Below are 16909 nucleotides of genomic sequence, written 5' to 3'. Positions count from 1 at the left end.
TTCCGGTATCGCCGCCCTCTCCTGCTCACTAGATTGGTGGCATGCCCATCTCTGAGCCGACGGCTGCTGCGCGTGTCCGACGCCCGATCGAGCGCATCGGAGCCACGGTGCTGCGCGAGTTCGTCCAAGCGATCGTCTCCGGCGAGTACGCCGCGGGCCAGATCCTTCCGACGGAGGCGGAACTGACCACAGAGTTCGGGGTCAGTCGCACCGTGATCCGGGAGACCATGAAGCGGCTCCAGGAGAAGGGGATGATCACGGTTGCGCAGGGGCGTGGCACCCACGTTCAGCCCATCACCAGCTGGAACGTGCTCGATCCGTTGGTGCTCTCGACGATGATCGGCAACGATCGCACGCTCGGCGTCCTGGATGATCTCAGCGTGGTCCGCAGCGCACTCGAGGCGGAGATGGCCGGTGACGTCGCTGGGTCGGTGGACGAACAGGCGCGGGTGCTGTTGCGCGAGCGGATCGACGATATGGCGGAGTCGGTTGCGGACTCAAGCGTCTTCCGCGAAGCGGACGTGCAGTTCCACCTCGCGGTCATGGACCTCTCCGGCAACGCGCTGGCCGCGAACATCGCCCGCGCGCTCATCTTGCATGCGGTTCACAGCGATCGATACTTGGGGCTCGATCCGACTCACGCCTTCGAGCTGACGCTCGCCGAGCATCAGGCTGTCGTGGACGCGATCGACGCCGGAGACCAGGCCCGAGCACGCGAGGCCATGCGCGAGCACATCCTCGGCTCGTGGCAGCGCCGCCGGTTGCCGACCGATCGGAGTTCGTCGTAGCGGTGGGCGTCTCGAGCCTTCACGGGCGGTGGCAAGGATCCCGGATGGCGCAGCCTTCGCCGTCGGACTTCGCCATTGCGGAACTGTGCAACCTCGTGCGCTGGCGCGCTCTATTCGCGGCGGTCGAACGCGGCCCGCACCTCGGCAGGAATGCGACCGCGGGCTGACACCGTGTAACCAGCCTCGAGCGCCCACGCCCGGATGGCGGACGGAGTCGGTGCGGCGGCGCTCGCGAGCGCGCTGGTGCGCACCTCGCCGATGCTCTCCCCGGCGATCGCGGCCAACGCGGCAGCGAGGAACCGGTAGGTCCATTCCTGCGCGAGCGCCCGGGTCTCGCAGAACACGATCGGGATCTGGGGGAACCGCGCATGGTGTTCGGCCACGGCTTCGGCCACGACCGATGGCCGCACATGCTCGAGCGCGAAGATGTGGGAGTACCGGTCCTCCACCACGATCGCGGCACGCGGCAGATCGCTGAGGTCGGCCGCGAGGTAGCGCATCTTGCCGGTGGTGAGCGTGCTGACCAGGTCGCTCAGGCTCTTGCGTTCGACGGAGGCGATGACGGCGCCGTCGAGTTCGACCGCATAGTCGCCGGCGGCCAGTGGTGCCTTCCGGGTGGTGGCTTGTTGATGACTGAACTTCCAGGCATATCGCTCGTGGCTGTCGACGACGATCTCCAGCTCGGCCAGGCCGCTCGCCCTGGCTGTGGGGATCGCGACGGTGGGGCGCGCCTGCTTGGCTGTTCGTGCGGTCTGCCAGAACACCGCTTCGCGGCCACCCTTGATCCGGGTGAGCACGAACTGGCTGCGGTTCTCACGGGAGCGGTCCAATACGAGATCGATCGCTGCGCCCCGGCGCCGGCACGAACGCACGGGCGTGGCCTCCACGATCTCCGGTTCGCTCGGCCACCCGACCGCGCGGTGGCAGTAGACCTTCCCGGTGCGGGGCCAGACCTCGCGCGCCTTCAGCACGATCCCGTGCTCGCCCAGTGGGATCCGCAGCAGATACGGCAGTGTGCTGCCTTCCTCGGGGTTCCGGGCGATCAGGAAGTCCTCCGGCATGGCGCCATGCTACGGCGCGAGGGGACCGGGGCCGCTACCCCCTTGAGGTGCGGCGCTAGGCGTCAGGCCCGGGAAACGGGTCGGCCGGCCGGGGTGTTCGTGGCTGGAGGTCGGCGGGAAGGGTGATGTCGTCGACCGTGTCGGCGAGGTGCAGCGTCTCGATGAGCTCCGGGACCCGGCGCGTGATCGATTGCCAGACCTGCTCATGGTCGACCTTGTCATTGTGGTGTGCGACGAGACTTCGCATCGCGGTGACGGCAGGCCACGGGACGTTGGGGGAATATGTCCTTGTAGTCGCTGTGCAGCTTCTCGACGATGTTCCCGATCGTGATGAGGTAGCGCTCCGCCGCTGCCCTCAGAAGTTCGCCGTCGGTGTCGTCGGCGAGGAATGCGGCATGGCCACGCTCGACGATCCGCCCGCACCGGATAGCTACCTCGACCAGGTCGCCCAGTCGGCGTCGCGTCTGCTCCGGCGAGAACGGCCGGGCGTTCTTCGGGTAGCCCCGACCCTCCTGGTACATCCGTTTCTCGTCGGCGCTCACATAGTCGGCCTCGTCGCGGAGGTGCTGCTCGGCGGCGTCGGTCACAGGGCGATGGCCTCGCGCCGGGCTTCGACAGGTGACGGCGGGCCTCGTCAGACGGCTGGCGCCGCCGGCGCTCGATAGCCGCGATCGTTGACTGCTGGACGCGCGAGTCGTTGCTGGGTCAAGCCGACCGCCTCACGCCGCGCTCGGAGGAACTCACCGAAGGTGCTCACCGACTCGGTATAGCAAATCTGCGATGGCGCGACCTGGGCAATCGTCCACGCCGTCAACCAGATTGACGTTCGATTTTCTGAGCGGTCGGGACCGGGGCGCGCCGCGGATCTTGACGCCGCCACGTAGCCGTGCCATGGTGAATGCACACAAGATCACTATTGAATGGATATGCGGAGATGCTGACGACGGATCTCGAGCAGGTGCTGATCTGGCGCGCTGAGCGCGATCGCATCGCTGCGGCCGAGCCCGCGGAGAAGGCGGCCTTGCTGGCCGGTCGAGCGCAGGCCATCAGACGCCGCGTGGTGCAGATGATCATGACCGCGCGCCAGGGGCACGTGGGCGGGGACATGTCGGTGACCGACATTCTCACGACCCTCTTCTATGGGACGTTGCGGATCGACCCGGCCGACCTGCCCAAGGATCGCGACCGGTTCATCCTCAGCAAGGGCCACTGCGCCGCAGCCTTGTACGCGACACTCGCCTCTTGCGGCTATTTCTCCCCGAACGAGCTGGACACGTTCATGGCTGAAGGGTCCGCCCTGAACGGTCACCCCAACCGCGTGAAGGTTCCGGGTGTCGAGACGAACACCGGGCCGCTTGGACACGGCCTGCCGGTCGCCGTGGGGCAGGCGGTGGGTGCACACCTGGCCGGCTCGCCGGCACGGGTTTTCGTGGTGGCCGGAGACGGCGAGCTGCAGGAGGGCAGTAACTGGGAGGCCCTCATGGCCGCGGCGCATTATGGCCTTGAGAACCTCACTCTGGTGGTCGACCGGAACCGGCTGCAGCAGGGAGCCCGCACGGAGGACACCAACGGACTTGACCCACTGGACGCGCGGCTCGCCGCCTTCGGGTGCGAGGTGCGGTCCGTGGACGGGCACAACCACCTGGCACTGGCCGAGGCATACGCACCGTCCACCACGGGTGGCCCCGTCGCGGTCATCGCCAACACGATCAAGGGCAAAGGAATCAGCTTCATGGAGGACCGGGTCGAGTGGCACCACAAGGTGCCGACGAGCGAGCAGGCCGATCAGGCACTCCTGGAGTTGGCATGAGCGCGAGGAGCCCCCGCGTAGGGGCGCCGAGGAACGAGGTGCACCGGAGTGAGGCACCGCAGTGGTCGTGCACGAGGAGCCACAGCATGAGCGCGAGGAGCCCCCGCGTAGGGGCGCCGAGGAACGAGGTGCACCGGAGTGAGGCACCGCAGTGGTCGTGCACGAGGAGCCACAGCATGAGCGCGAGGAGCCCCCGCGTAGGGGCGCCGAGGAACGAGGTACACCGGAGTGAGGCACCGCAGTGGGCAGGCGAAAGGGGGACAGCATGACGGCCGTCGACGTCACAGCTCCTGTGCACGACAACCGCAAGGCGTTCGCCGAGGAGCTCATGGCGCTCGCGGCGGCCGACACCCGGATCGTGGCCGTGTGCAACGACTCGGTCGGCTCGAGCAACCTGGTGGAGTTCCGCGAACGCTTCCCGGACCGGCTGATCAATGTCGGGATCGCCGAGCAGAACATGGTGGGCGTGGGTGCCGGGCTTGCCAGTATGGGCTTCGTGCCCTTCGTCTGCGCTGCCGCGCCCTTCCTCACTGGCCGGTCCCTGGAGCAGATCAAGGCGGACGTGGCCTACTCCCAGCACCCGGTGATCCTGTGTGGGATGAGCCCCGGCATGGCCTACGGCGAACTCGGCCCCACCCACCACTCGGTGGAAGATCTCTCCTGGCTGCGCGCCCTTCCCGGGCTGGACATTGTGCTTCCCGCGGATCGTGCACAGACCCGGGACGCGGTGCGGATGCTCGCCGCCGAGCCGCGCCCGGCATTCATGAGGGTGGGCCGGCACAAGGTGCCCGACCTGCCGGAGTCCTCCGCCCTCGAGCGGGGCCGGTTCCAGCAACTGTGTGACGGCGCAGATGTCACCATTGTCGCCGTCGGCACCATGGTCTCCCGCGCGCTCCAGGCGGCCGAAGCACTCGCCGCTGACGGCGTCACCGCGCGGGTGCTGAACGCCTCCTGGATCGCCCCGTTCGACGCCGAGGCTGTGCGTGCAGCCGCCGCGCAGACGCGCGCGATCGTGACCGTCGAGGAGGCCAATGTGTCAGGCGGGCTCGGGGCCGCCGTGGCCAGTCTGGTGGCCGCCCTGCCCGCGGGGCAGCGAGTTCCGGTGGAGATCCTCGGCCTGCACGACTTCGCCCCGACGGGTAGTACCAACGCACTGCTCACCCACTTCGGTCTCGATCCCGAGCACCTCGCCGAAGCCGCGAAGGCGGCGATGGCCCGTGCCTGAACCGCTCGTGGTCAGCGTGGACCAGGGCACCAGCGCCACGAAGGCACTGGTGGTGGATCCGCGTGGCCGGGTGGTGGGGCGGGCGAGCGTGCCGGTCTCCCTGACCCACCCGCGGCCGGGGTGGGTGGAGCAGGATGCCACCGAGCTGCTCGCCAGCGTGCACTCCGCCGTACGTGACGCCATGGCCGACGCCGCTGTCGAGAACAGCGGTGCCGTGGTGAGTGTCGGCCTGAGTACCCAGCGCGAGTCGGCACTGATCTGGGACCGCCGCACCGGCGCACCGCTCGGACCCGTTCTCGGCTGGCAGGACCGGCGCACCAGCGACGGAGCGAACGCCTTCGGTGCCGGCGATGCCGCACGGGTGCAGGAGATCACCGGGCTCCCCGTGGATCCGATGTTCTCCGCACTGAAGTTCGCCTGGCTGCTGGACCAGGTGGACTCCGGCCGCCGCCGCGCCCGGGCCGGCGAGATCTGCCTGGGCACCGTGGACTCCTGGATCGTCACCCGGATCACCGGTGAGCACCGCATCGAAGCCGGCAACGCCAGCCGCACCCAGCTGCTCGACCTGGCCACCACGGGCTGGGCACCCGAGTTGCTCGACCGCTTCGCCATCCCGGCCGAAGCTCTGCCGCACGTGGTGGCCTCCGATGAACCGGCGGCCACTGCCGACTGGGGCGGCGTCAGCGCACCCCTGACCGCCGTTCTCGGCGACTCCCATGCCAGCCTGTACGGCCACGGCGCCCGGCGCCCCGGCGAGGTGAAGGTCACCTACGGCACCGGCTCCTCGGTGATGGCACTGGCCGAGGAGGCTCCGTCGTCGGGAGGGCTCGTACGCACGGTGGCCTGGCAACGAGGCCCGACGGCGCAGCTCGCCCTGGAGGGCAACATCCTCGCCTCGGGTGCCACCTTGGTGTGGGCGGCCGATCTGCTCGGGGTGGGTGTGTCTGAACTGGCCGACCTGGCCGTTGGGGTCGGGGATGGCGGAGTCGATCTGGTCCCGGCATTCTCCGGCCTGGGGGCGCCCTGGTGGGACACGGCCGCGCAAGCCACGCTGACCGGGATGACGCTGGGCACCGGGCGCGCCGAGATTGCCCGGGCGGCCGTTGACGCCGTCGTGCTGCAGGTCGAGGACGTGCTCGAGGCGGTGTCCAGGGCCGGTACTCCGGTGGCGACCGTGCTCGCCGACGGCGGCGGGTCCGCCAACGACTGGCTCATGCAGCACCAGGCCGACCTCTCCGGCCGGCAGGTGCACCGGGCGCGGGTGAGTGACCTATCCGCCCTCGGGGCCGCGCACCTGGCCGGGGACGTGGCCGGGCTCTGGACAGATGCACCGCCCACGCCCTTGGGCCAGGACGGCCCCGACATCTTTACCCCCCGACTCGACCCCACACGGGCGGATACCCGCAGACAGAGGTGGGCGGCCGCCGTCGGGCGGGCACGTGGACTTCAGCAGTGACGCAAGGCGAGAGAAGAGGACCCTCATGACACAGCGATACGGTGCCGGAATCTGGCACTTCGCCACCTATGTAGACCGGTACGCCACCGACGGCTACGGCGAACCGCGCACGATCCTGGACGCCATCGCACTGGCCGGCCAGGTGCCCGACCTGTCCGTCGTGGACCTGAACTACCCCTTCTTCGGGGGCGACTTCAGCAACGAGCAGATCGGCGCCGAGCTGGAGAAGGCGGGGCTCGACGTCATCGGCATCACCCCGGAGATCTACACCCGCGTATTCGCCAAGGGCTCATTCACCAACCCCGACCCGGGCGTGCGCCGCCTCGCCCATGAGTTGTGCACCGAGGCCGCGGGCGTGGTGCGCCACTTCGGTGCCGACTACGTCAAGCTGTGGCCCGGACAGGACGGCTGGGACTACCCCTTCCAGGTGGACCACGGCGCCCTGTGGAAGAACTCCCTGGACGGCGTGGGTCAGCTCGCGCAGGAGAACCCGGATCTGAAGTTCGTGATCGAGTACAAGCCGCGCGAACCACGCGTGCACATGAGCTTCGACTCGGTGGCCCGCACCCTGCTCGGGATCGAGAAGATCGGTCTGCCGAACGTGGGTATCCTGCTCGACTTCGGGCACGCGCTCTTCGGCGGGGAGTCCCCGGCGGACTCGGCCCAGCTCGCGATCGACTACGGGCGCCTGTTCGGCATGGACGTCAACGACAACCTGCGCGGCTGGGACGACGACATGATCGCCGGCTCGGTGCACCCGATCGAGCTGTTCGAGTTCTTCCACGTGCTGCGCCGCAACGGCTGGGAGGGCGTGTGGCAGCTCGACCAGTTCCCGTTCCGGGAGGACAGCGTGCAGGCGGCCACCTGGGCGATCGATTTCCTCAAGCGGGTCGAGCGCGGCCTCGACCGACTCGACATGGACGCACTGGCGCAGGCGCAGGCCAGGCATGACGCCGTGGCGGCAGGACGCATCGCGCAAGAGGCGCTATTCGACCTCGACTAGCCTGTCGGTATGTCCACGGTGACCCAGCCCGCGTCGGAGCGCCTCTCGCTGCTGACCAAGGTCGCGCTCATGTACCACGAGCAGGGTGTCCTGCAGCCGGAGATCGCCGCGCGCCTGCACATCAGCCAGTCCCGGGTGTCCCGGCTGCTGAAGGAAGCCGTGCAGATCGGGGTGGTGCGCACCATCGTGGTGCCGCCCCCGGGAGTGCATGCGGCGCTGGAGCAGGAACTCAAGGAGGCGTACGGGCTCGCCGACGTCGTGATCGCCGACGTCGACGAGACCGAGACGGGCTTGCTCTCGGCAGTGGGCTCTGCGGCGGCCGGGTATCTGGAGACCACGCTGACCGGGAAGGACCGCGTGGGAATCTCCTCGTGGTCCTCCACCCTGTTGGCGACAGTGGAGGCGATGACGCCCCGCAACACCCGCGCGGCCACCGATGTGGTGCAGGTGCTCGGCGGGGTGGGCCGGCCCAACGTGCAGGTGCAGGCCACTCAGCTCGCGGACCGGCTCGCACGAATGACCAAGGCCGTGCCGCGGTATCTGCCGGCGCCGGGCATCGTGGCCGGGTCGGCGCTGCGCGATGCGCTGCTCGCCGAGCCCTACACGCAGGAGCTCGTGCAGGCTTGGGACGACCTCACGGTGGTGCTCGCCGGCATCGGGAGTGTGCAGCCTTCCCCGCTGCTGCTCCAGTCGGGCAACGCGCTGGGTGAGGAGGAGCTCGAACGGTTGCGGGACCTCGGCGCCGTCGGTGACGTGTGCCTGCGTTTCTACGACACCGACGGGGCGCCCGTGGTCAGCGACCTCGATGACCGCGTGGTGGGTATCGGGACCGAGCAGCTCAAGGCCGTCCCGCGCACGGTGGGTGTGGCCGGTGGTGAGCGGAAGTGGGATGCGATCCGCGGTGCCGTGCGGGGTGGCTGGGTGGATGTGCTGATCACGGACAGCCGGACGGCGAGGTATCTGCTCGGGGGGTGAGGTGTGAGTGAGTTCCCGCTCAGCCCTTCACCGACCCCGCGAACGCGCCTTGGACGAAGTACCGCTGGAACATCAGGTACACGATCAGCACCGGGATGGCCGACATGAAGATGAATGCGTTGAGCTGGCCGTAGTCGGTGGAGAACTGGGTGCTGAAGTTCTGCACCGCGAGCGGGATCGTGTAGTTCGCCTGGCTCTGCAGCAGCGTCACAGCGATGGCGTACTCGTTCCAGGTGGCCACGAAGTCCAGGATGAACAGCGCGGCGAGCGCCGGTTTGGCCATCGGCAGGCAGATCTGCCAGAAGATGCGGAACGTCGAGGCGCCCTCCACCCGTGCGGACTCGATCATCTCCTCCGGGATGGCCCGGAAGAAGCCGTACAGCATGAAGATCTGGTACGGGATACCGAACGCCAGGTACGGCAGGATCAGACCCGGCAGCGAGTCCAGCAGTCCGAGGCTCAGCATGGTGTTGAACAGCGGCCCCAGAGCGATCTGAATCGGCACCATCGACCCGACGGCGAAGATCGCCACGACCAGTTTGTGCCGCCGGAACCGGATGGTCCCCAGCACGTAGGCCGCGGCGGCCGCGAGCAGCAGACCGAGCGGCACCTTGATCACGGACACCAGCAGGCTGTTCAGGCCGGTGTTCCACAGGTCACCGGTCTGGGCGCCCTCGGCGAAGTTCCCCCACGCCCACAGTTCGGGCAGCGCCCACACCGGTCGGGTACTGACGTCCGCCTGGGTCTTCACCGCCGTCAGGAACATGAAGATGAACGGGATTGCCCAGATCAGGCACGTGATCACGAGGGAGACCCACAGGCCGATACTCGTCCAGTCGGTAGGCCGACGGCGGCGCGGACCGTCCGGTGTGCGCGTGCCCGTCGGGCGCGCAACGGCAGTGGCGGTCATCGGTCGTCTCCTCTCAGCGCCCACACGAGGTACGGCACGACCAGGGCGAGAGACATGATCAGCAGCACGGTCGCCGTCGCCCCTCCCAGGCCGAAGGTGTGGTTCGCAAAGGACTGGGTGTAGGACCACAGGGCGAGCACCTGGGTGGACTGGGCCGGCCCGCCGCCGGTCATCCCGACCACCAGGTCGAACACCTTGAGCGAGTTGATGATGGTCAGGATTACCACGACGGCGGTCGTGGGGCGCAGTGCCGGCACGGTGACGTTCCGGAAGACCTGCCACCGGCCGGCGCCGTCCACCTTGGCGGCATCCACCAGCTCCGGTGGGACCTGCTGCAGCCCGGCGAGGAAGAGCACCATGGTGAAGCCGACACCGGTCCACACCGAGGCGGCGAACACTGAGTACAGTGCGAAGGTGGGATCCCCGAGCCACTGCTGGGCCCAGGACTCGAGTCCGACCGCTGTGAGGAACTGGTTCAGCGCACCGAGCGTGGGGTTGTAGATCCACCGCCACATGGCAGCCACGGTGATGGGAGCGAAGACGGCCGGCAGGTAGATCACGGCCCGCATCGTGTTGCGGCCGAGCATCGCCCGGTTCAGGCCGAGCGCGATCAGCAGCCCCAGTGTCACGGGGAGCGCGAGGGAGAGCGCCACCCAGATGATGGAGTTCTTCGCCGCCGTCCAGAACACCGGGTCCGCGGTGAACAGGCGGACGTAGTTCTGCAGCCCTACCCAGACGGGTTCCTCGGTGCGGAAGCCGGACCACTCGAAGAACGACAGGCGTACCGAGTCGACCATCGGGTAGGCCAGGAAGTACACATACAGCAGGGTTGCGGGGACCAGGAACGGAACGGCACGGAGGCCGCGGCCCCGGTTGACGCCGCGAGGGTGCGACGCCGACCGGGGAGCGGTGGAGGTGTGGGTGGTCATCAGCGCCTCAGGACGAGCTGTCCACGAACCCCTGGAACGTGGTGCCGGCGTCCTCGGGCGCGATGTCACCGGTGAGCACCGAGTTCTGGATCCGCCAGTACTCGGTGGTCTGCTCCAGGCTGAGGTTCTGGTCGTTGTTGGTGAAGATGCCTTCGGCGTTCGCGAAGTACTCCACCCAGGCGCTGTTCAGCGGGTTTGAGGTGTCCGCCTCGACCTCCCGGTTCACCGAGATCGCGCCCCATGCCTGGTACACCTGCTCCTGGATCTCGGCGCTGGTGATGTAGTCGAGGAACTCGGCGGCCAGGTCCGGGTTGTCGCTCATCGCGTTCACGTACGGACCTTCACCGAATCCGTAGATGCGGTTCGTGTCGGTGGGGAAGAGGAAGACACCGACGTTCTCGGGATCCATCCCGTTGTCCACGATCTGCTGGTTGAACCAGGTGCCCTCGATGGTCATCGCGGCGTTGCCCTGGAAGAACAACTGTGCGGAGTCCTCCTGGGCCACGCCCATGTAGCCCTCGTTGAGATACTCATCTCCCCAGGTCTGCAGCTCGGTGAAGGCCTCGGTGACGCAGGCCTCGGAGTCCCAGCCGGTCTGCTCGGTGTTGAGCCGGTCGGCGGTCTCGGCGCCGCAGAATGTCTCCAGGAGATTGTCCAGCAGGCGCATCACGTGCCAGTTCACGGTGCCGCCGAGCGCCATCGGGGTGGTGCCCGCGGCGGCCAGCTGATCGGCGACCGCCACGAGCTCGTCGTAGCTCGTGGGTAGGTCAGTGATGCCGGCCTGCTCGAACAGCTCCTTGTTGTAGTAGATGCCCTGCCCCTGCACCGTCCACGGCACCCCGTGGTAGCCACCGTACTGGGTGATGTTCGCCAGTGCCGGTTCGGTGAAGCGGTCGTCCCAGCCGTACTCCTCGTAGTACTCGGTCATGTCCAGGCTGACGCCGAGGTCCACGAGTTCACCCCCAAGGCCCGGTCCGCGCCAATACCAGTAGATGTCGGGTCCGGCTTCGGTGCCCGCTGCGCGGCGCATCGCGTCCTTGTGCGCGTCTGTGCCGCGTTCCTCGACCACGATCTCCACGCCGGGATTCGCTTCCTCGAAGCCGCTGGTCATGAGATCCATGGCCTCGACGCGGGAGTCTTCGTTGGTGAGCATCCAGATGGTGAGCTGATCGTCGCCGCCGTCGGCCTCTCCGCCGCTGTTGCAGGCGGTGAGGGCGAGGGCGCCGGTGAGTGTGGCCGCGATGAGTGCGCGGCGTCGGACGGTGGTGGTGGTCATGGGAGTCTCCGTGGGTCGGGAATCAGGGACGGGTGTCCGAGTAGAGCCACTCGGCGAACTCGTCGAGTCGGAGGAACATGTCCTCGAACATGAGGCGGACGTCGATGCGCGTGTAGACACGGATGGCGCGCCCGGTGTGGGTAGGGACGAACCGGCCGGAGTCCTGCACGAGGGGCGCCGGGAGCACCTCGTAGTCGCTGGAGGTGGTGTCGGGCTGGAAGAACGACTGCAGGCCGGTGAGCAGAATGAGCGGCTGGTCGCCGAGGGCGTACGTCTCCGACCGCAGCAAGCCCGTCGCTAGGGCCACCTCGCGCAGCGCCTGGTAGAGGTGCTCGCCGAGCGGGCCCTTCGTCTTCACCCGGCGACGCAGCTCGGTGTCGGAGACCAGGCACTGCCGGTACATGTTCCGCGGGACCTGCCAGATCGGCATGGTCGAGTCGTTGAACAGCACCTGCGCGGCGGTCACGTCGATGTTGAGGTTGTACTCGGGATCGAGCTTGCCGTCCGGCGGGAAGGCGTGCCCCGCGTACTCGGGACCGCCGATCCACACGAGGGTGAGCCGGTCCGCGATACGCGGCTCGAGCAGGTACGCGCTGGCCAGGTCGGTCAGGCCGCCGCCGGCCGCGTAGTAGAGCGGAGTGTCGGACTTCCGCATCGCCTCGTCGATGATGGCGCGGGCGGCTGGGGTGTCCTGCGGGGTGGTGCGGTCGGTAAGCGCCACCTCGGATCCGGTGACCACGCGGTCGGCGGGGTCCAGGCCCATCAGCTCAAGCGTCTTCCCGAGCACCGTGGCAGCGTTTGCCGCCGAGTGCCCGCTGGGGTCCCAGCGATCGCCGACAGCTAGGTGCGAGGCGACCAGCAGGGGCGTGTCCACCGACGGTGTCAGCAGGTGGTGGACCACGTGGTACAGGTCGTCGGGGTCGCCGGCGAAGTCGTTGTCCACGATCACTCGCGCCTCGGGCGTGCCGGTGAGATCCCTGTCCAGCCACGGGAACTCGTCGATCGTCCAGCGGGATGCCACATTGCCTCCTGGGTATCTATTCAACTCTGAATGCATCGCAACGATACGGGTGTGTGGAGAGGGCGTCAACCCCCTCAGTGACCGATCTCGGCCGTTCGGAGCGGGCCATTGCCGTCTTGACGTGCCGTCTCCGAGCCCCTGTCGCACCATGGACGAAGAGAAAGGGGCTCGACGATGACCACCCACACCTCCCGCGGCCTGGACAAGACGGTCGCCTCCGCCGCTGACGCGGTGGCGGACATCCCGGACGGCGCCACCCTCGCCGTCGGGGGCTTCGGCCTGTGCGGTATCCCGTCCGTTCTGATCCAGGCCCTGCTCGAGCAGGGCACCACCGATCTGCGCGTGGTCTCGAACAACTGCGGCGTGGACGATTGGGGGCTTGGGCTGCTGCTCGGCGCCGGGCGGATCAGCAAGATGACCGCCTCCTACGTGGGGGAGAACAAGGAGTTCGAGCGCCAGTTCCTCTCCGGTGAGCTGGAGGTGGAGCTGGTTCCGCAGGGCACCCTCGCCGAACGGTTGCGGGCCGGCGGTTCGGGGATTGCGGCGTTCTTCACGCGGGCCGGCACTGGCACCCAGATGGCCGACGGTGGGCTGCCGCAGCGGTACGACGGCGCAGGTGGCGTTGCCCAGGCGTCGGCGCCCAAGGAGGTGCGCACCTTCGCCACGGAGGCTGGGCCCCGTGAGTTTGTGCTGGAGGAGGCCATCCATGCCGACTTCGCGCTCGTGCACGCCGCCATCGCAGACCGGCAGGGCAACCTCCTGTTCAACAAGTCCGCCCGCAACTTCACCCCGCAGGCGGCGATGGCCGGGCGGGTGTGCATCGCCCAGGTGGAGCGGCTGGTGGAACCGGGTGAGCTGGTTCCGGACCAGATCCACCTGCCCGGTGTGTACGTGCACCGGGTGGTCGAGGTGGGGCCGGATATCGAGAAGCGGATCGAGAAGCGGACGGTCGCTCCGGCCGACGGCGAGGGAGCGGTCTGATGGCACTGACCAGGGAAGAGATGGCCGCCCGCGCCGCCCGGGAGCTGCCCGACGGCGCCTACGTGAACCTCGGAATCGGGCTCCCCACGCTGGTGCCGAACTACGTGCCGGCGGGGCATGAGGTGGTGCTGCAATCCGAGAACGGGATCCTCGGCGTCGGGCCTTACCCGGCCGAGGAGAACGTGGACCCGGACCTGATCAATGCCGGCAAGGAGACCGTCACCACCCTCCCGGGCACGTCCTTCTTCGACTCCGCGATGTCCTTCGGGATGATTCGCGGCGGGAAAATCGACGTGGCCATCCTCGGCGGCATGCAGGTCTCGGGCGCCGGCGACCTGGCGAACTGGATGATCCCCGGCAAGATGGTCAAGGGTCCCGGCGGGGGGATGGATCTGGTGCAGGGTGCCCGGCGGGTGGTGGTGCTGATGACGCACACGGCCAAGGATGGATCGCCCAAGATCGTCCGGGAGTGCTCCCTGCCGCTCACCGGGCGCGCCGTGGTGAACCGGATCATCACTGACCTCGCGGTCCTGGACGTCACCGGCGGCGGGCTGGTGCTGCGTGAGCTCGCTCCCGGTGTCACCGCGGATGAGGTGCGCGAATGTACGGAACCAGAGATCGCCGTCGACCCCGATCTGACCGAGGTGAACTCCCTATGACCAGAGCAGCTGACGACGTCGTGATCGTGGGTGCGGCACGCACCCCGCAGGGGAAGCTGCGCGGCCAGCTGGCGCCGCTGGCGGCCACGGAGCTGGGCGCGATCGCGATCCGCGGGGCGCTCGAGGGTGTTCCCGCGGAAGCGGTGGACACCGTGATCATGGGCCAGGTGCTGCAGGCCGGAGCCGGGCAGAACCCCGCCCGCCAAGCCGCCATCGGCGCCGGGATCGGCTGGGACGCACCCGCCAACACCGTGAACAAGGTCTGCCTGTCCGGCCTGACGGCGGTGATCGACGCGGCCCGGCTGCTGCGCTGCGGTGAGGCGCAGGTGGTGGTGGCAGGTGGCATGGAGTCGATGACCAACGCCCCGCACCTGCTCCCCGGGTCGCGGCAGGGCTGGGCCTACGGATCGGTCGAAGCGCTCGACGTGACGGCCCACGACGGCCTCACCGACGCCTTCGACCACGAGGCGATGGGCCTGGCCACCGACCGCTACGACGCCGAGCGCTTCCATGTCAGCCGCGCCGACCAGGACGCGATCGCCGCCCGGTCGCACCAGCGGGCGGCGGCGGCGTGGGAGGCGGGAGTCTTCACCCCGGAGATCGCGGCGGTCGCGATCATGACGCGGAAGGGGGAGGTGATCGTCGACCGTGACGAGGGCATCCGGCCGGACACCACCACGGAGACCTTGGCGAGGCTGAAGCCTGCGTTCACCCCCGAGGGCACCATCACCGCAGGCAACGCTTCGCAGATCTCCGACGGCGCAGCCGCCCTGGTCCTGACTACGCGCGCCCACGCGGAGCACCAGGGGTGGGTCGTGCTCGCGACCGTCCGCGCAGCCGGTCAAGTGGCCGGTCCCGATACGTCGCTGCACTCTCAGCCGGCGCGGGCGATCCTGGCTGCGCTGGACCGGCAGGGCTGGGCGGTGGCCGACCTGGACCACATCGAGATCAACGAGGCATTCGGGGCGGTGGTGGCCCACTCGGTGGCTGAGCTCGGTGTGGGGCTGGACGTGGTGAACCCGCACGGGGGTGGGATCGCCCTCGGGCACCCCATCGGTGCCTCCGGAGCGCGCCTGGTCGTCCACGCCGCCCACCAGCGGGCGTCGCACGGCGGAAGGGCCGCCGTCGGGCTCTGTGGTGGGGGAGGCCAGGGCGAGGCGCTGCTGTTGGAGGGGTGACGGGAGCGAGTATAACCAGTTATACTTGCTTAATGAAGACCGCAATCTCCCTGCCCGATGAAGAGTTCGAGCGATTCGAGCGGGTAGCGAAGCGTCATGCGATGAATCGTTCGGAGTTCTTCCGTCGTGCTGGTGAACGGCTGGCGGACGAGTTAGAGGGGACGAGCGAACTCACTCGACTGGCGGACGCAGCGATAGAGGCCGCCGGCCAACCTGCCGAAGACCGGTTGTTCCTGAACGCGGCCCGCGAAGCCGCCTCGCGTGAGGTCGAGTGGTGATCGCACGTGGCAGCGTCGTCTGGGTCGACTTCGGTACCCCGCGCGGCAGCGAGCCCGCCAAGCGGCGTCCCGCCGTGGTGCTGCAGGAGGACTGGCTGATTGAGTCAGCCATCAGCACAGTGATCGTGGTACCCATGACTTCCAACCTGAAACTGGAGGTGTTCCCGGGGAATGTGCGGATTCCGGCGCTGGCCTCTAGTCTGGATCGCGACTCCGTTGCTGTCGTTTCCCAGGTGGGACCGATCGACCGGGGCTTCCTCGAGCCGCACCCGATTGGTCGGCTTCCCGGCTATCTGATGACTCAGGTGGCCGGCGGAGTTCGTCTCGTCACCGGGATCTGACGGCTCGCCGAGCCGGTCTCCTTGTCGGGTGGTTTGCACCTACAGTCCCGTCTCGGCTGGCTCTCAGTGCCCTGCTGGGCCGGGGAGGTGGCGCAGCGCTTGCTGGACGTCCTGAACGACGCCGCCAAGTCCGATTCCGAACAGACCGCGCCCGTCTTTGAGTAGGTCAGACATCTGATCCGGTGATGTCACATCATGCACGGATTCGCCATCACTGATCAGCGTGATCGAGGCGAAGTCAGGCAGGCTGCGATCCTTGAGAAGCTCGACGACCGTCCGAATCTGGATCAAGGAGACACCGGTGTCGAGGAGGCGCTTGACGACGGTGAGGATCACGATGTCGCGCACTGAGTACAGGCGTCGGTCTGGGTGATCAAGACTCGGCGACACGAGACCTGTACGAGCCCAATAGTCGAGTTGGCGGTACGTGATCCCAGCGACGCGGGCTGCGGTCGGACCGCGATAGCCAAGCGTCCCTGACATGACTCGGTCATCGGGGTCCTCACCAGGCGGCGCTGACGGGCCGATTGCATCCAAGGGACGTGCGGCGAAGGTGGCGGTGAACAGCTGTTGGAGTTCCCGGTTGAGCTCCTCCACACTCTCACCCGAGTCCGTGGCTCTGTCCAACTCCCTGACGGCGCGCTCGAGGCCCTCCTGCAGACCGCGCTCCCGACCAGCTGCGAAAGCTTCGTCCGGCGGCGGATAGGTGGCATCGAGCTTGGTCCCAGCCACTTCGAGGCGCAAGGGGACTCGCTTCATGAGAGCGAGGATCGCCAGGATTCCGCCCGTCGCCAGCATCGTCGCCGCCGCGGCGCCCGCCTTGTCCAGGAACGTCGACGCGATCCCCGAGGCCAGTAGCAGGAGCGAAATCGTCCAGCACGCAGCGACCGCGCCACGCGACAATTTGTGTGAGGTGATCAGGCGCTGACCCTGCTCCGGCGCGTCTCCCATAGGGCAACGGTAGGGCCAGAGCAGTGCGTGGGCGACCACTGCTGGATGCGATGCGCTGACGGGCGGC

The 16909-nt window shown here is 68.2% G+C and carries 19 protein-coding genes; 11 read left to right on the top strand and 8 right to left on the bottom strand.

Annotated features, from left to right (window positions below):
- Positions 1–41: 41 nt before the first annotated feature.
- Positions 42–788: a FadR/GntR family transcriptional regulator gene (locus IM660_RS17725; RefSeq protein WP_193497086.1), complete on the top strand. Its 747-nt coding sequence runs from the start codon at positions 42–44 to the stop codon at positions 786–788.
- Between the two features lie 110 nt (positions 789–898).
- Here the strand turns inward: IM660_RS17725 and IM660_RS17720 are convergent, their stop codons facing one another.
- Genes IM660_RS17720 through IM660_RS17710 form a run of 3 tightly spaced genes read right to left on the bottom strand, consistent with a single transcriptional unit; the run spans position 899 to position 2436 of the window.
- Positions 899–1849, bottom strand: coding sequence for an Lsr2 family DNA-binding protein (locus IM660_RS17720; RefSeq protein ID WP_193497085.1), 951 nt, complete (start codon positions 1847–1849; stop codon positions 899–901).
- A gap of 55 nt (positions 1850–1904) precedes the next feature.
- Positions 1905–2096 carry a DUF86 domain-containing protein gene (locus tag IM660_RS17715; protein ID WP_246465021.1) on the bottom strand — a complete coding sequence of 64 codons (192 nt, stop codon included), beginning with the start codon at positions 2094–2096 and terminating at the stop codon, positions 1905–1907.
- Entirely contained in the window at positions 2068–2436 is a 369-nt protein-coding gene (locus IM660_RS17710; RefSeq protein ID WP_193497084.1) for a hypothetical protein, read from the bottom strand. Before IM660_RS17710 ends, IM660_RS17715 begins: the two co-directional genes overlap by 29 nt.
- Positions 2437–2783: 347 nt before the next feature.
- Between IM660_RS17710 and IM660_RS17705 the strand changes: the two genes are divergently transcribed.
- The 5 genes from IM660_RS17705 to IM660_RS17685 all read left to right on the top strand — a co-directional run bounded on the left by IM660_RS17705 (position 2784) and on the right by IM660_RS17685 (position 8318).
- Positions 2784–3659, top strand: a complete 876-nt coding sequence (locus tag IM660_RS17705; protein ID WP_193497083.1) for a transketolase — start codon at positions 2784–2786, stop codon at positions 3657–3659.
- A 265-nt stretch (positions 3660–3924) separates the two neighbouring features.
- Positions 3925–4884, top strand: coding sequence for a transketolase family protein (locus IM660_RS17700; RefSeq protein WP_193497082.1), 960 nt, complete (start codon positions 3925–3927; stop codon positions 4882–4884).
- Positions 4877–6340: an FGGY-family carbohydrate kinase gene (locus IM660_RS17695; protein WP_193497081.1), complete on the top strand. Its 1464-nt coding sequence runs from the start codon at positions 4877–4879 to the stop codon at positions 6338–6340. The genes IM660_RS17700 and IM660_RS17695 overlap by 8 nt, the downstream gene beginning before the upstream one ends.
- Positions 6341–6365: 25 nt before the next feature.
- Positions 6366–7343, top strand: a complete 978-nt coding sequence (locus tag IM660_RS17690) for a sugar phosphate isomerase/epimerase family protein (RefSeq protein ID WP_193497080.1) — start codon at positions 6366–6368, stop codon at positions 7341–7343.
- Between the two features lie 9 nt (positions 7344–7352).
- Positions 7353–8318, top strand: coding sequence for a sugar-binding transcriptional regulator (locus IM660_RS17685; protein ID WP_193497079.1), 966 nt, complete (start codon positions 7353–7355; stop codon positions 8316–8318).
- Positions 8319–8337: 19 nt separating this feature from the next.
- Here the strand turns inward: IM660_RS17685 and IM660_RS17680 are convergent, their stop codons facing one another.
- Genes IM660_RS17680 through IM660_RS17665 form a run of 4 tightly spaced genes read right to left on the bottom strand, consistent with a single transcriptional unit; the run spans position 8338 to position 12454 of the window.
- The gene (locus IM660_RS17680) at positions 8338–9228 is read right to left on the bottom strand and encodes a carbohydrate ABC transporter permease (protein WP_193497078.1); all 891 of its coding nucleotides are present in this window, start codon (positions 9226–9228) and stop codon (positions 8338–8340) included.
- Positions 9225–10157 (bottom strand): carbohydrate ABC transporter permease, encoded by a 933-nt coding sequence (locus tag IM660_RS17675; protein WP_193497077.1) that lies wholly within the window; start codon positions 10155–10157, stop codon positions 9225–9227. The genes IM660_RS17680 and IM660_RS17675 overlap by 4 nt, the downstream gene beginning before the upstream one ends.
- A gap of 7 nt (positions 10158–10164) precedes the next feature.
- Complete coding sequence (locus IM660_RS17670) at positions 10165–11433, bottom strand: ABC transporter substrate-binding protein (protein ID WP_193497076.1); 1269 nt, start codon at positions 11431–11433, stop codon at positions 10165–10167.
- Between the two features lie 22 nt (positions 11434–11455).
- The gene (locus tag IM660_RS17665; protein WP_210769015.1) at positions 11456–12454 is read right to left on the bottom strand and encodes a nucleoside hydrolase; all 999 of its coding nucleotides are present in this window, start codon (positions 12452–12454) and stop codon (positions 11456–11458) included.
- A 174-nt stretch (positions 12455–12628) separates the two neighbouring features.
- Here IM660_RS17665 and IM660_RS17660 point away from each other — a divergent pair, with 174 nt between their 5' ends.
- From IM660_RS17660 to IM660_RS17640, 5 genes are read left to right on the top strand one after another with little or no spacing between them, the layout of a single operon-like run.
- A complete protein-coding gene (locus IM660_RS17660; RefSeq protein ID WP_193497074.1) occupies positions 12629–13435 on the top strand; it encodes a CoA transferase subunit A in 807 nt (268 codons plus the stop codon).
- Entirely contained in the window at positions 13435–14094 is a 660-nt protein-coding gene (locus tag IM660_RS17655; protein WP_193497073.1) for a CoA transferase subunit B, read from the top strand. Before IM660_RS17660 ends, IM660_RS17655 begins: the two co-directional genes overlap by 1 nt.
- Positions 14091–15272: an acetyl-CoA C-acyltransferase gene (locus IM660_RS17650; RefSeq protein WP_193497072.1), complete on the top strand. Its 1182-nt coding sequence runs from the start codon at positions 14091–14093 to the stop codon at positions 15270–15272. Before IM660_RS17655 ends, IM660_RS17650 begins: the two co-directional genes overlap by 4 nt.
- A 32-nt stretch (positions 15273–15304) precedes the next feature.
- Positions 15305–15550, top strand: coding sequence for a ribbon-helix-helix protein, CopG family (locus tag IM660_RS17645; protein ID WP_159618118.1), 246 nt, complete (start codon positions 15305–15307; stop codon positions 15548–15550).
- Positions 15547–15891, top strand: coding sequence for a type II toxin-antitoxin system PemK/MazF family toxin (locus tag IM660_RS17640; RefSeq protein ID WP_193497071.1), 345 nt, complete (start codon positions 15547–15549; stop codon positions 15889–15891). Before IM660_RS17645 ends, IM660_RS17640 begins: the two co-directional genes overlap by 4 nt.
- Positions 15892–15954: 63 nt before the next feature.
- Here the strand turns inward: IM660_RS17640 and IM660_RS20040 are convergent, their stop codons facing one another.
- Positions 15955–16842: a MerR family transcriptional regulator gene (locus tag IM660_RS20040; RefSeq protein ID WP_425503847.1), complete on the bottom strand. Its 888-nt coding sequence runs from the start codon at positions 16840–16842 to the stop codon at positions 15955–15957.
- Positions 16843–16909: the final 67 nt, after the last annotated feature.

Source organism: Ruania alkalisoli (genome assembly GCF_014960965.1).
Classification (GTDB): domain Bacteria; phylum Actinomycetota; class Actinomycetes; order Actinomycetales; family Beutenbergiaceae; genus Ruania; species Ruania alkalisoli.
This window is presented reverse-complemented; position numbering and strand designations above follow the sequence as displayed.